Annotated in this window: 13 protein-coding genes; 9 read left to right on the plus strand and 4 right to left on the minus strand. The window is 73.0% G+C overall.

The genetic code is table 11. From position 1 onward, the window contains the following. The first annotated feature begins 109 nt into the window (after positions 1-109). From ACFYUS_RS07235 to ACFYUS_RS07245, 3 genes are all read left to right on the plus strand, one after another. A complete protein-coding gene (locus ACFYUS_RS07235) occupies positions 110-2767 on the plus strand; it encodes a SpoIIE family protein phosphatase (protein ID WP_388846809.1) in 2658 nt (885 codons plus the stop codon). 333 nt (positions 2768-3100) lie between these two features. Beyond that, complete coding sequence (locus tag ACFYUS_RS07240; protein WP_388846811.1) at positions 3101-3508, plus strand: hypothetical protein; 408 nt, start codon at positions 3101-3103, stop codon at positions 3506-3508. Beyond that, complete coding sequence (locus ACFYUS_RS07245; RefSeq protein WP_388846813.1) at positions 3508-4884, plus strand: PP2C family protein-serine/threonine phosphatase; 1377 nt, start codon at positions 3508-3510, stop codon at positions 4882-4884. Before ACFYUS_RS07240 ends, ACFYUS_RS07245 begins: the two co-directional genes overlap by 1 nt. A gap of 285 nt (positions 4885-5169) precedes the next feature. Here the strand turns inward: ACFYUS_RS07245 and ACFYUS_RS07250 are convergent, their stop codons facing one another. Next, positions 5170-5796: a hypothetical protein gene (locus ACFYUS_RS07250; protein ID WP_388846815.1), complete on the minus strand. Its 627-nt coding sequence runs from the start codon at positions 5794-5796 to the stop codon at positions 5170-5172. 163 nt (positions 5797-5959) lie between these two features. Here ACFYUS_RS07250 and ACFYUS_RS07255 point away from each other — a divergent pair, with 163 nt between their 5' ends. The 3 genes from ACFYUS_RS07255 to ACFYUS_RS07265 all read left to right on the plus strand — a co-directional run bounded on the left by ACFYUS_RS07255 (position 5960) and on the right by ACFYUS_RS07265 (position 7613). Continuing rightward, on the plus strand, positions 5960-6460 hold the full coding sequence (locus ACFYUS_RS07255; RefSeq protein ID WP_388846817.1) for a hypothetical protein: 501 nt from the start codon (positions 5960-5962) through the stop codon (positions 6458-6460). After that, complete coding sequence (locus tag ACFYUS_RS07260; protein ID WP_388846819.1) at positions 6382-6891, plus strand: RNase A-like domain-containing protein; 510 nt, start codon at positions 6382-6384, stop codon at positions 6889-6891. The genes ACFYUS_RS07255 and ACFYUS_RS07260 overlap by 79 nt, the downstream gene beginning before the upstream one ends. 62 nt (positions 6892-6953) lie before the next feature. After that, a complete protein-coding gene (locus ACFYUS_RS07265; RefSeq protein ID WP_388846821.1) occupies positions 6954-7613 on the plus strand; it encodes a hypothetical protein in 660 nt (219 codons plus the stop codon). A gap of 524 nt (positions 7614-8137) precedes the next feature. Here ACFYUS_RS07265 and ACFYUS_RS07270 read toward each other — a convergent pair. After that, the gene (locus tag ACFYUS_RS07270; RefSeq protein WP_388846823.1) at positions 8138-8749 is read right to left on the minus strand and encodes a GPP34 family phosphoprotein; all 612 of its coding nucleotides are present in this window, start codon (positions 8747-8749) and stop codon (positions 8138-8140) included. Between the two features lie 447 nt (positions 8750-9196). Further along, positions 9197-9712 carry a muconolactone Delta-isomerase family protein gene (locus ACFYUS_RS07275; RefSeq protein WP_388846825.1) on the minus strand — a complete coding sequence of 172 codons (516 nt, stop codon included), beginning with the start codon at positions 9710-9712 and terminating at the stop codon, positions 9197-9199. A 294-nt stretch (positions 9713-10006) separates the two neighbouring features. Here ACFYUS_RS07275 and panD point away from each other — a divergent pair, with 294 nt between their 5' ends. Together panD and ACFYUS_RS07285 are read left to right on the plus strand one after the other, a co-directional pair. Beyond that, positions 10007-10432, plus strand: coding sequence for an aspartate 1-decarboxylase (gene panD, locus ACFYUS_RS07280; RefSeq protein ID WP_388846827.1), 426 nt, complete (start codon positions 10007-10009; stop codon positions 10430-10432). Positions 10433-10886: 454 nt separating this feature from the next. After that, on the plus strand, positions 10887-12287 hold the full coding sequence (locus ACFYUS_RS07285; protein ID WP_388846829.1) for a peptidoglycan DD-metalloendopeptidase family protein: 1401 nt from the start codon (positions 10887-10889) through the stop codon (positions 12285-12287). Here the strand turns inward: ACFYUS_RS07285 and ACFYUS_RS07290 are convergent. Next, the gene (locus ACFYUS_RS07290; RefSeq protein ID WP_388846833.1) at positions 12168-13154 is read right to left on the minus strand and encodes a DMT family transporter; all 987 of its coding nucleotides are present in this window, start codon (positions 13152-13154) and stop codon (positions 12168-12170) included. The genes ACFYUS_RS07285 and ACFYUS_RS07290 overlap by 120 nt on opposite strands. Before the next feature lie 239 nt (positions 13155-13393). Between ACFYUS_RS07290 and ACFYUS_RS07295 the strand changes: the two genes are divergently transcribed. Beyond that, entirely contained in the window at positions 13394-14116 is a 723-nt protein-coding gene (locus tag ACFYUS_RS07295; protein WP_388847752.1) for a (2Fe-2S)-binding protein, read from the plus strand. Positions 14117-14141 lie beyond the last annotated feature (25 nt).

Below are 14141 nucleotides of genomic sequence, written 5' to 3' on the forward strand. Positions count from 1 at the left end.
AACGGATGGTTCCGCCGCTCGTGGAACGGACCCGGGCGGCCGAGGGGAACACCGGTCCGTCCGGGGCGGGGTCCGTTCGCGGCTGCGGGTGCGGACCGTCGCCGGGCAGATGTTCGTGTTCCTGCTGGTGGTCGTGCTGCTGCTGGTCGGCGCGGCGCTGACGGCGCTCGTGCTGCAGGCCCGGAGATCCGCCACGAGTGAGGCCGTGGGCCGCACACGTGCCGCGGCCGTCGTCCTCGCGCGGGCCCCCGGCGTGGTGAGTGCGATGGACAGTCCCCATCCGACCGCGGTGCTGCAGCCGCTGGCCGACGAGGTCGTGCAGGAGGGCAAAGTCGACTACGTCGTGTTCGCCAGTCCGGAGGGAATCCGCTACACGGCCGACAGTCCCGAGCTGATCGGGAAACACGTCGTCGGCCCGTTCCAGAACGCTCTCGAGGGGCTGACCACCGACAGCTTCCAGACGCCCCTCGGACGGGTCGTGGAGTCCGGCGCGCCGGTCACCAGGCCGGACGGTTCGGTTGCCGGAGTGGTCGGAGTCGGGATCACCGTCGCGCACGTGGGCAGCGCGGTGGATCAGCAGCTGCCGGTCCTGTTCGGCGGCGCGGCGGCCGCGCTCGTGGTCGGCACGGGCGGGGCGGCGCTGGCACGGCGGCGGCTGCGCCGTCAGACGCACGGCCTGGGGCCGGCCGAGATGACGCGGATGTACGAGCACCACGACGCGGTGCTGCATGCGGTCCGCGAGGGTGTGCTGATCGTCGGCGGAGACGGACGGGTGCTGCTGGCGAACGACGAGGCCCGGCGATTGCTCGAACTGCCTCCCGGGGTGGAGGGCCGGCCGGTCGCCGGGCTCGGGCTCGATCCCGCGCTGACCGAGCTGCTGGTGTCCGGTCGGGGCGTCACCGACGAGGTGCACCGGGCCGGGGACCTGCTGCTCGCCGTCAACATCCGCCCCACCGCACCGTTCGGCGGAGGGCCGGGCAGCGTCGCGACCGTCCGGGACACCACCGAGCTGCGGGCGCTGGCCGGGCAGGCCGAGGCGGCCCGGGCCAGGCTGCAGCTGCTCTACGACGCGGGGCTGCGGATCGGCACCACCCTGGACGTGGTGCGGACCGCGCAGGAGCTGGCCGATGTGGCGGTTCCCGGTTTCGCGGACTTCGCCACGGTCGAGCTGGTCGAACCCGTGCTGAACGGTGAGGAGCCGCCCCCGGACCTCGGCACCGCGCAGGGCCTGCGGATCCGCCGCGTGGCGCTCGGCGGCGTCAGCGAAGACCATCCGTTCCTTCCCGTGGGCTCGCAGCTCGGCACGCTCCCCGGCACTCCGGAGACGACCGCCCTGGTGACCGGGCGCGCCGCGCTCGCCGCCGATCTGCGCCACGCCGTTGCCTGGCAGGCACACGTCCCGGAGGGGGCCGACCGGATGCTCTCGTACGGGGTCCACTCGCTGATCTGCGCGCCTCTGAGGGCGCGCGGCATGACCCTGGGCACGGTCAACTTCTGGCGGGCGGGGTCGCCGCCGTTCGAGGAGGACGACCTCTCCTTCGCCGACGAACTGGCCGCCCGCGCGGCGATCTGCGTCGACAACGCCCGCCGGTACACCCGTGAGCACACGATGGCCGAGACGCTGCAGCGCAGTCTGCTGCCCCGGGGGTTGCCCGAGCAGAGCGCCCTGGAGGCGGCCCACCGCTATGTGCCGGCGCTGCACGGGGTCGGCGGAGACTGGTTCGACGTCATTCCGCTGCCAGGTTTCCGCGTCGCGCTCGTCGTCGGCGACGTCGTCGGCCACGGCCTGCACGCCGCCGCCACCATGGGCCGCCTGCGCACGGCCGTCCTCAACTTCTCCGCCCTCGAACTGCCTCCGGACGAGCTGATCGCCCGCCTCGACGAACTGGTCACCCGCCTCGACAAGGCGGAGACGTCCGGGGAAGAGCAGGACGGCGAGGGCGAGCGAGCGGCCGTCACGGGCGCCACCTGCCTCTATGCGATCTACGATCCGACGTCCGGCGACTGCACCATGGCGCGGGCCGGCCATCCACCGCCCGTGCTGGTGGAGCCGGGCGGCGGCGCGGAGTTCGTCGACCTGCCGGCCGGGCCGCCGCTCGGCGTGGGCGGTCTGCCCTTCGAGACGACCGAGCTGCGACTGGCTCCCGGAACCACGCTGGTGCTCTACACCGACGGGCTCGTCGAGAACCGGGAGCGCGACCTGGGGACCGGGCTCGAGGTGCTGCGCCACTCCCTGGCGGGCGCCGACGCCCGCTCGCCGGACGGCGTCTGCCAAGCCGTGTTCGACGCGCTGGTCCCGCCGCGCCGCACGGACGACATCGCGCTCCTCGTCGCGCGCACCCGGCTGCTCGACCCCGGACAAGTGGCCGTCTGGGACGTGCCGCTCGACTTCGCCTCGGTGTCACGCGTACGGAAGGAGTGTGCCGATCAACTGGCGGCCTGGGGCCTGGAGGACCTGTCCTTCACCGCCGAGCTGATCCTCAGCGAGCTGATCACCAACGCCATCCGCTACGGTGCCGAGCCGATCCGGGTCCGCATGCTGCGGGACAGCAGCCTCGTCTACGAAGTCTCGGACGGCAGCAGCACCGCTCCGCACCTGCGCTACGCCGCCACCACGGATGAGGGTGGCCGGGGTCTGTTCCTGGTGGCGCAGCTGGCCGAGCGGTGGGGGACCCGTTACTCGGCCCGGGGCAAGGTCATCTGGGCCGAGCAACCGCTGACCGCGCCGGAGTTCCAGTTCGAGGTGTTCGACGAGCTGATCCCGTGATCCCGGGAACGTCCGCGAAGGAGATCGGAGGAGACCACGACGGCACCGATGCGTGGAGCCGCGTCACGTGAGGCGTGCGACATGCCGCCTTCGGCGTAATGGGCGGTTTGGGCTGTTTGGCGGCGTCACTCTGTTCGGGTTGATCACGACATCGGGCACGAGTGGGCATGTCGCTCCGGCCTTGACGAGGACGAGGAGGCGGCCGGCGCGACAGGTGATCCCGTTGCACGCGCGGCGGCTGCCGCCGGACGTGCGGACCTCACCGCCGGACACGTACGACCGACTGCTGCAGCCGGTGAAGAGGACCCACGCAAGCACGAAGGGCACGAGCGGATGACCCCCACCGAGACCGCTGAGATCGCCGATGAGCGGGTGTTGCCGGCGAGGCTGCCGGGCGATGCGGTGGACGCGCCGATCGACGGTGCCCGCCGTGGCCTTCGACCGCCGCCGTTCCGCGAGCGGTTCGTCGAGTGCGCGGCGAGTGCGCGGCGCGAGCAGACGTCCTGCGAGCGGTTCCTGCCGGGGCGTCCGCGGACCCTGGTCACCGACCGCGAGGTCCGCCGAAGGCGACGCCTGGTGCGGGCCGCGGAGTTCCCCGGGCCCTCCCGGGTGAGTGAGCGCCGCCCACTGGTCCTGATCGCCGGCCGGATCACGTTCCAGGCGACCCCGGTCCGGACGGACACCGACGCCCACCGGCCCGGCGTCACCGGGACCGGACACCGCACGGCCGGGCGCTCGTGATGGGAGGAACGGGGGAACAGCCCGAGCAGCAGTACGTCGACCTGCGGCTGCGGCTGGATCGCCAGCTGGAGCAGATCGCCGCACAGCTACGGGAACTCGCCGCTGCCAAGGACCGGCTGCAGGGGCTGCTGAACGCGGTGCTGGCCATCACCCGGGAGACGGACCTGCCTGCGGTGCTGCACCGCATCGTCACCACCGCCATGGAATTGGTCAGCGCCCGCTACGGCGCCCTGGGGGTGCTCGACGAGTCCGGCCGGGCACTGGAGCAGTTCATCACCGCCGGTCTGTCGGAGTCCGAGCGCGCCGACCTGGCCGACATCGAGTTCCCCCGTGGACGCGGCGTCCTGGGACACCTGATCCACCACCCCGAGCCCTTGCGCGTCGACGACATCGCCGCCCACCCCGCCTCCGCCGGGTTCCCGCCCGGCCACCCGCACATGCGCACCCTGCTCGGCGTCGCCGTCAGCGTCCGCGGCACCATCTACGGCGACCTCTACCTGTCCGAACGCAGCGACGGGCAGCCCTTCGACCGCGAAGACGAGGACATCGTCATCAGCCTCGCCGGCGCCGCCGGCATCGCCATCGAGAACGTCCGCCTCTTCGAACAGGTCCGCGACAGCGCCGAACACTTCCAGCGGCTCCTGCTGCCCACCCTGCCCGACCTGCATCCCTTCACCGCAGCCGCCACCTACCGGCCCGCCCCCACCCCCGGCCACCTCGGCGGAGACTGGTACGACGCCGTCTGGCTGCCCGACAACGCCTGCGCCGTCGTCATCGGCGACGTCGTCGGCCACGACCTGCACGCGGCGGCCGCCATGGCCCAGACCCGCAACATGCTGAGGGCCCTGCTCTACGACCACCTCACCCCGCCCAGCTCCGTCCTGCACCAGCTCGACCTCACCCTGGACGCCATCACCGACCTGCCCGTCACGACCGCCTGCCTCGCCCGCATCGAACCCGCAGACCAGGGCTGGACACTGCACTGGAGCACCGCCGGGCACCTCCCGCCACTCCTGATCACCCCCGACCGGCACACGGAATACCTGCACACCGAACCCGGCCTGCCCCTCGCGGTGAACACCGGACACCACCGCCCCGACCAGACCCACCCCCTGCCCCCGGGCGCCGTCCTGGTCTTCTACACCGACGGACTGATCGAACACCCCGCCCAGTCGGTCGACGAGGGCATGGCCCAACTCGCCGAACTCGCCGCGGCCCACGTCGGCCTGCCCCTGCAGGACTTCGTGAACACGCTGGCCGACCACCACCCCAGCGACGGCCACGACGACTTGGCCATCCTCGCCCTGCGCGTCCCCCTCGGCCCGGACCCCGCTCCCCCGGCAGGTCGTGGCCAAGACCGCCCGGAAGGGCACTGACGCCGCGACTGCCGCGCGCACGGCCAAGGCCCCGAGCACATGGAGATCGGCGGACGTCGGCCCCAGCGGGGTCGGCCGGCCTTCGCGGCCGAACACCCGAAGTCTCGCCCCGGTGGCGGCGATCCCCTCGGGAAGACCAGCCGTTGCGGGCCGTGAGGTCGTCGAGGGCCGCACCGACCGGCGTACGGCTCACCGCAATCAGGACGATGTCCCGCCCTGTTCCTGCCGTACACCGCCCGGGTACGGACTGCTGGCTTCGCGTGCGGTCCGACGGAGCCGGGGATCTCATGGGACGAGGCGCAGGCACGTACGCGCGCTGTCCTGCGGCGTACAGGACGACGACCCGGTGACCACGCCCGCGCCCAGTCCGACGGGCACGACGTCGCCGAGTCCGAGCCCCAGCCCGACTTCGCCTCCGCGGCCCAGCCCCACCCCGGCGCCTGGCGTCACGCAACTGCCTTCCCAGGGAAAGCCGTCGGGCTCGCCCAGCCCCCAGCCGACGCCGTCGCCCAGCCCGAACGCGCCGCCGACGCCGCCTTCCCAGAAGCCCTCGGGCCCGCCGGCCCGACTGCCCCCGACGCCGCCACCCACCCGAACGATCCGCCCTTCGCGCAGCAGTCGCCGCCGCAGGCCATCTCCGCGCCGCCGGCGTACAAGGTCCCGTCGCCGTTCGGCGTCCGGGACGGCAACGGAGCCGACGAGTTCCTCGACGTCTTCGGCGGCGGGATCCCCGGTGACCTGATACGCGAGGTCGTCGAGGAGGCGCTGCGCACCGGCCGCGCGGTGGAGATCATGCCGCTCCCCGACCACCTCCGGGTCGATGGGATTTCGCAGGCATGGCTGCCGTACCAGACGGGTCTCGGCCTCATCCAGGGGCAGCTCGACGACACCGCCAACGCCACCACGGACCACGCCAACGGGGACTGGTACAGGGCGATGCTGCAGTTCGTGTCGTCGCTGTGGGGCACGACGGCACGGGGCAAGAACACGGCCGGATACGAAGGGGGGGGCACACGCCACCCACCGGCGCGGGCGGCAGCCCCCGGTCCTCGCCGTCCTCAGCACCACCGCCCAGATGCCGGCCCAGGCCCTCCGTTCGTACGCGGAGGCCGCCGAGAAGGTCCGCAGCGAACTGCGCCACATCCTGTACAAGGCGTTCAAGGACGCGGTGGCCTTCCTCGACGTCGGCGACATCAAGGACTTCTTCAAGAGCCTCGTCGACAGCATCAAGAAGCCGGCGAAGGGGCTGCTCGCCGCGGTGCTCCTCAACATCGACACGGACGCGGTCAACAGGGCGGTCGACACCTACGAGACCGCGCTGCGGGCCCAGATCCAGATGGTGAAGGACCTGATCGCACCGCTGGAGGAGGCATCCCGGGCGGTGCCGACCTTCCAGGCGGAGGGGCCCGGGCCGAGGCGTTCGGTGCGCGCTCGCTCTTCGAGTTCAACCGGTCGATCGTTCCGCTCAACGAGCAGTCGCGGGACCCGAACGACAGGTTGGTCTCCCACTCCATCGACCTCGCATCGACGGAGTGGGAGACCAACCCCTACCAGGCGTCCCCGAACGACCCGCTGAAGCCGGGCAAGGACGCGCACACCATCGACCGCCACGTCGGCCTCGGTCCGGACCGGCTGCGGTCGCGCGTACGGGACCAGGGCGTCGACGCCTCGGCCTTCCCCGACCTGCCCGTCGCGCAGAAGTCGCTCCAGGCCGCCCTGAACGACCCCGACAACCTTCAGAAGATCCAGAACTGGATGAACGACCAGCGCGACAAGGTGGCCGACGGGACGTTCAGCCCGGTCTCCTCGCCGCGGCTGGGCGTCTTCACCGTGAAGGACGCGAACGGGGCGAACGCCGTGACGGGATCCTCCGTCTCGCAGTCCGCCTTCGCCGCCCAGGACTCCCAGGCCCAGCCGACCCAGGTCCACAGCGTGAAACTCGTCCTCGCCTACTCGCCCGAGTCCGGGACCTTCTACGTCCGTACCGCCTACCCGTACCCGCCGTAACATGCGCCCCCGTGACCTCGAAACACCACGACTTCCTCACCTCGGGCGCGGTGGGGCTCCTCATGCGCGTCGCCGTCGCGTCGCGCAACCCCGGGGCCGCACCGCTGGAGGACGAACTCCAGCGGCTTTCCCGCTTCCTGCAGGATTCCCGGGCCACGTCAGCGGCGATGCCGCCCGCGTCGCTGGCGTCGCTGCTCGACCTCCTGGCCGGCGAGGTCGGCACGGCGGTGTTCGAGACGAGGCCCGCCGCGTACCGCGAGGGGCTGGCGCGCGCGGCCGGCGACGATCCGCCGGCGGACTTCCTGCGCTCGCTGGCCGCGCTCATCCGCGAACCGCAGTTCCTCTCGTACCCGGACCCGACAGAGTTGCCGCTGTCCGACTGGGAGGCGACCCGGCGCTTCTCGCTGACGTCGGCCTACGTTTCGTCGATGGTCTCGGGAGAGCACGACAGCGTGGACGAGGCCCTGGAGGAGATCCTGACCAGCGAGCATCCCGACTGTCAGGAACTCGCCTATCTGGCTGGGGAGTTGCAGCGTCTCCTCTACTCGTTTCGCACACCCGTCGAACTCGATGCCGCCTTCGCCACCGTCATGCCCCAGGTGACCCACGCGCGCATCCACCTCCTCCTCGACGCCGTCCACGCCCACTTCGCCGAGCAGCACCGACCCGGGAGCCGCCCCTGCCCATCGAACCGGACCTCCACGTCGCCGACGAGGACCTGAAGCGCCTCGCGGACGACCTGGATGCCATGCGGACGCATATCGACGGGCAGGCGCGCCGGATGGACGCGATCGTCGACCGGGCCGAGGCGCGATGCCGCAGCGAGGCGGCCACGGCGTACCGGAAGCTGCACCGGAGGCCGGTGCGGACGCCGTGCGGGTCCGGGAGATCCTGGGAGTGTCGGCGAAGGCGGTACGGATGAGCCGGGACGGGTTCACCCGCCAGGAGTTGGACGTGCTGCGGCAGTTCCGGGCCGAGACGAAGAAGGTCGACATCGGCGCGGAGGTACGCGAACTGTCCGGCGAGGGGCCGGGCGACTCTGCGCGGCGGGGGAGCCGCGGGATGCCGTCGGCGCCGGTGCCGCGGTCGATCCCGGCCGCGCCGTGGCGCACGTATCGTGGGCCATCGTGGCTGGGGCGGTGGGCCGGATCGGGCCCGGTGCGGTCGACGGCCCTGTCGCTGCCGGGCGCCGCGTCGATCCGGGTCGCCTCGTCCGCGGCCCGTGCGCAGGGGCCCGGCCTTCCTGTCAGAACGCGGTGCCCCGCCAGATGTTGTCGAAGGCCGCCTCCTCGACGCTTCGGCGCTGGCTCTCGCCCTCCAGTTCGAGTTCCGCATCGCCGACGGCGGCCAGCACCGTGGCCGTGTCATCCGTCGGTTCCGATGCCTCGGCGGCCGGTTCGGCCGCCAGCCCGAGGGCCGCCACGAGCGCGGTGAGAACGGGATCGCCCGCCTCCCGACGCTCCTGCGCCCGGCGGTGCGCGAGGGAGTCGGTGAGTACCAGTTCGCCTCCGCCCCCGAAGGGCAGCCGGCGCCGGTGCGTCCGGCTGAGGTCGCCGTCCGATTCCAGTGCCGCTTCGTAGCCGTAGGCCAGGGCGCGGCCCCGTCGCCACAACCAGTCGTCCAACGACTCGTACGGCTCGTGCCGGACGAGCGCGGCGCATGCCTGCCGCAGGAGGGCGTCCTGCGGCGTCGGGTCGTCGACCGGTACGAGGCTGTCGCCGTCCAGCAGGATGGCGCCGAGGTCCAGCAGGTCGATCACCTCGGCGCCTGCGAGCGCCAGCGACAGGGCGCCCCGGGACACGACACGGCCGGGGTCGAGTTCCATGACGGTGATCCACAGATCACGTGCCGTGCTCACAGCGGACTCCCGGAGAGTTCGACGACGTACACGATCAGGATCCGCCGGACAGGCCCTGGGAGCGACACGTGGCGCCTGCCCGCGCCTCCGACGGCTGCGACGGTGCCGTCGAGGGCCTTGCCGGGATGCGTTTTCCGCAGGCCGGTGGAAGCAGCCCGATCGACGGGGTGGAACGGTCACCACTCGGCCGCGTCGACGACGGCCGTGGCGAAGCCCCGAGGGTCCTCCTGGGGAACGTTGTGGCCGACGTCGAGGACGCGGTGGTCGTACTGGCCGGTGAACATGGCGCGGTACGCGGACCCGTCGCCGGCCGGGGTGAAGGGCTCGTAGCGGCCGTCGATCGTGATCGTGGGTACGCCGACGGCCGGGGCCTGCTGCAGCAGCGCTCCAGGTCCGCGTACCCCGGCTCGCCGGGGGCCAGGCTCTGCCGCCAGCGGTGGTTCCCGATCACGAGCGCGACGTAGTCGGGGTTGTCGGAGGCCGCTGCTGTGCGGTCGTACGTGTCCTGGGTGAAGTTCCAGGGGGGTGAGTTGAACTTCCAGATGAACCGACCCAGGTCGTGACGGTACCGGGTGAGGCCCGCCACGCCGCGCTCGGTGGCGAAGTAGTACGGGTACCACCATGCGTTCTCGGCCATGGACGGCAGCGCCCGTCAGGGCGGCGACGGCGAAGCGGTGCTTCCCGCGTCGGACGGGGGCGGCGGGCCGGATCGTGCCCGAGGACGTACTCCTGAGGGTCTCCCGTTGTTCGGTGTGCCCTCACCTGGCGGCGGTCCGGGCCGACGACGGCCCGCCAGACGCCGATGCCGCGGAGCTCGCCGACGGGACGCCACAGGCGGGCGAGACGCCCGGACTCGGCGAGCTCGCCCGCCCGCACGGCCTCGGCGGCGCGGCGCCGGTCGACCTCTTCCTGGGATGTGCCCTCGGGGACGGCGGTCGTGATCTCGACCAGGAACTCACGCACGGCCAGGCTCCGTTCGTCAGGGAACGCCGGGCAGCGGCCCGTGTGCCGCAGTCGCTCCGGGGCTCCCGGAGCGGTTCTTCGCAATCGTCGTGCGTCTGCGGACGGATGCGTGCCACGACGCGTGCGCTCGCGACGGCCTCGTCCAACTGAAGGTGGAGGGAAGTCGGCGACCGGTCAGCGTGAGTCCTGCAACACCTGGGGGCAGCTGATCGGGCACGAGAATCGTTGTACGCTCCGAAGACCGCCCTTGACCTGCTGAAGCAGGCAGGGAGCAGACATTTCAGGAGTTTCTTCATGTTCCGTACCATGTTCAAGTCCAAGATCCACCGTGCCACCGTGACCCAGGCGGACCTGCACTACGTCGGATCGGTCACCGTCGACGCGGAGCTGATGGAGGCGGCGGATCTGCTGCCCGGCGAGCTCGTCCACATCGTCGACATCGACAACGGAGCCCGCCTGGAGACGTACGTCATCGAGGGCGAGCGCGGCTCCGGGGTCATCGGGATCAACGGCGCCGCCGCCCACCTCGTGCACCCGGGTGATCTGGTGATCCTCATCAGCTACGCGCAGGTCGAGGACGCGGAGGCGCGGACCCTCGTGCCCCGCGTCGTGCACGTCGACGGCGAGAACCACATCGTGGAGCTGGGTGCCGACGCGTCCGCGCCCGTCCCCGGGAGCGACACGGTGCGCGGCCCGCACGCCGTGCCCGCGCGGGTCTGAGCCCGGCCTCCGGTCACTCGGCGCCCCTCCGGGAGGGGCGCCGGGTGACCCGGCGGGCGCGGCCGAGGTGGCGGGGCGACCCTGGAAGGGAGCCCTTGTGGGTCCCCGCGCGCACGCTCCCCGTGTCGGGGGGACCCCGCCGACCGGGAGGTCCGCGATGACGCATCCCTTCCCCGATCCGCTGCCCCCGCCGCCGATCCCGCCCGTGCCCTCGCCGCCGCCCGTGCCCCCGCCGAACCCGGTGCCGGTCCCGCCGGACCCGGAGCCCACTCCCACGCCCCGGCCGGGGCGGCCCGTACCGGAACCCGAACCTCAGCCCGAACCCGGACCCGCCGGCGGGTGAACAGAGTCAACGCATAGGTGACATAAGGGTCTTGAGGTTTCGCGCGGCCCTTGTCACGGAGCGTGCGCCACCCCTAACTTGGACGGCTGTCGCTGTGTTCAAGGGGGGCCCATGGCCGTACGCGGACGTCACCGCCGCCACCAGCCGAGCCGGATCAACCGTGCCTCGCTCACCGTCACGGCGGGAGGCGCCGGCATGGCGCTGCCGCTGATCGGCGCGGGCGCCGCGCATGCCGCCTCGCTCGACGTCTGGGAGAAGGTCGCGTCCTGCGAGTCCTCCTCCAGTTGGCACATCAACACCGGCAACGGCTACTTCGGCGGCCTCCAGTTCACCCAGTCCACCTGGGAGCGGTACGGCGGCACGCACTACGCGCCGCGCGCCGACCTCGCCTCCAAGGACCAGCAGATCGCGATCGCCGAACGCGTCCTCAAGGGCCAGGGGCCCGGCGCCTGGCCGGCCTGCGGCCCCCGCGCGGGCCTCGCCCGCGGCGGCGGGACACCGGACGTCGCGGCCCTGCGCGCCGCGGCACCCGAGCCGACCGGCGGCGGGAACGCCGTCCGCGCGGCGTCCCTGGGGCAGCGCCTCTTACCCGAACAGCCGGCGCGGGGCGCGAGCCCGACCACCGTGCCCACCGTGCGCGAGATGTACACGGTGACGCCCGGCGACTCCCTGTCGAAGATCGCCCACGACGAGCGCGTCAAGGGCGGCTGGCAGCGTCTGTACGACACCAACCGGGCGGTCGTCGGCGACGACCCCGACCTCATCCGCCCCGGGCAGCGCCTGACCCTGCGCATCACGGCCCCGAAGAAGGCGGAGAAGAAGGCGGAGAAGGCCCCGCAGAAGGCCGCCCCGCCCGCGCGGACCGTCCGGCCCGTCAAGGTCACGCCGCCCAGGACCGCGCCTCCCGAGGCCGTACTCCCCAAGACCCCGCTGGCCGGACCCGACACCCGCCCCTCGGCGAAGCCGACGCACAAGCCGGCGCCCAAGCCGACCCACAAGCCGGCACCGAAGCCCACCACGCCGCACACCAAGCACACCCCGAAGCCGACCCACAAGCCCAGCCCCAAGCCGACCCACAGGCCCAAGCCCGCCGCCGAGCCGTCCACGGACGACTACTCCGCGCCCGTCTCCGCCGGCATCGGCACCCGGTACGGCACCCGTGGCTCCTCCTGGTCCAGCGGCTACCACACCGGGGTCGACTTCCCCGTGCCCACCGGCACCTCCGTCAGGGCCGTGGCCGGCGGCCGGGTCGTGTCCGCCGGGTGGGGCGGGGCGTACGGCTACCAGATCGTCGTGCGCCACGACGACGGCCGCTACAGCCAGTACGCGCACCTCTCCGCGCTCGCCGTCCGTGAGGGCCAGCGGGTGCACGCCGGTCAGCGCATCGCGCGCTCAGGATCGACCGGCAACAGCACGGGACCGCACCTCCACTTCGAGATCCGGACGGGTCCCGGGTACGGCTCCGACATCGACCCCCTGGCCTACCTCAGGGCGCGAGGCGTCTCCATCTGACGCCGTCGGCGCCTCGGACGATGACACCGACAGGGACTCCGGCGGGGCCGTCATGCGGTCGAGCGTGAGCTGTACGAGGCCGCCCGCCGCGACCGCGCCGCAGATCAGCGCCGCTACGGTGCCCGCCGCGCCGTAGCGGAAGCTCTCGCCGAAGAGCGTCACGCCCACGGCCGCGGCGACCACCGGGTTGACCACCGTGACGGTGGCCAGCGGGGCGGCGAGCCCCGCACCCCGGTAGGAGGCCTGGGAGAGCAGCAGCCCGGTCACCGCGAAGGCGGAGAGCACGAGCAGCCCCGTCCACTCGGCGAGCGGGGCCCGCGGCGTCCATTCCTCGGCCACCGACTTCGTGAGGACCGAGGCCATGCCGAAGGAGACGCCCGCCGCCGCGGCGAGCACGATGCCGCGCAGCACGGACCGGCCCACCAGACGGGCGGCCGTGAACAGGACGGCCACCGCGCCGAAGGCGGTGCCCGTGAGCAGCCACCGCTCCCCGTCGCTCAGGGACCCCTCGGTGCCGCTGGTGAGGCTCAGCAGCCCGGCGAGGCCCACCGTGGCCATCAGCGCGCCGCGCCAGGCCCGCCGCCCGGCCCTGCGGCCGACGAACAGGGCCGCCATGGGCAGCGCGAAGACGATGGTGAGGGCGCCCAGCGGCTGGACCAGGCTGAGCGGACCGTACGCCAGGGCGGCGACGTGCAGGCTCGCGCCGACGCCGTTGAGCAGGACGGAGACCCACCAGGCCGGATTGCGCAGCGGCGCGTAGCGCGGGGCCGCGGCGGAGGACGCGACCCGCTCCTGCACGATCGCCGCGGCCGCGTAGGCGACCGCGGAGGCCAGGGCCAGGACGACGGACAGCATGAGTGGACTCATACCTTCCACGATCTCTCCTCCCGGCCGTCCGCGTCGTCGTACCAGGGGACGTCTTCGCGGGTACCGCCGACGGAGTACATGCCCCGCGCGTACGCCCCTGGAAGTACGCCCGTGCAGGTCGGAACGGGTGCAAAGCAGGCTTTCCGATCAGTTCGGAGCGGCTCCGGGAGGGGCTTCGGGAAACTCGGGAGAAGTTACGGTGGGGGCCGACCACAGGATTCCGGGGCGGGGGCGTGCGCATGGGACTCGGCGCGAGCGGCGACGGCGGATCGCCGGGCGGCTTCTTCGCCCTGCGGACCACCGCTCCGGCGACCGGCGGCGCGCACCGGCCGCTCGCCTGCCTGTACGCGGGGGAGGACGGGCCCCTCACCGCGCGCGTGGACCACGTCGCCGCCCGGCTCGGCGCCCCCGAGCGGCGCGTCGGGGCCTCCGTCGCCCACCTCGGGCTCGCCGCCCGGCTCTGGTCCGCCGCCCTCGGCCCCGCTGCGCTCCACGGCCGCTTCCCGAGCCTCGACCCCGCCGAACTGCACTGGGACGGGGCGCTGAGCTCGCCCGACGACCTGTGGTGGGCGGGCTCCGGGACCCGGCCCGCGACCGTGGACGAGCTGCGTGCGGCCGTCCAGGAGGCCCATCTCGTCCCGCTCCACGCGGCCCTGCGCCGGGACGGGAACATCTCCCCGCGCCTCCTCTGGGGCAACGCCGGCTCCGCCCTCGCCGGCGCCCTGCGCGAGCTGATCCGCTGGGCGGGCGCCCACGGTCGTCCGGAGGCGGCCGAGCGGGCCGCCGCCCTGGTCTCCGGACTCCTGGACCACCCGGACCTCGCCGGGACCCTCCGCGGCCCACGGCTGCGCCGCACCACCTGCTGCCTCTACTACCGCGTCCCGGGCGGCGGGCTGTGCGGCGACTGTGTCTTCGACCACGCTCCCCGAACGGGTTTGGAGGCGCGGCCCCCCGCTCCGTAAAGTTGGGGTTTTGAAAGCCCGCGAG

Source organism: Streptomyces sp. NPDC004284, from assembly GCF_042874035.1.
Lineage (GTDB): Bacteria > Actinomycetota > Actinomycetes > Streptomycetales > Streptomycetaceae > Streptomyces.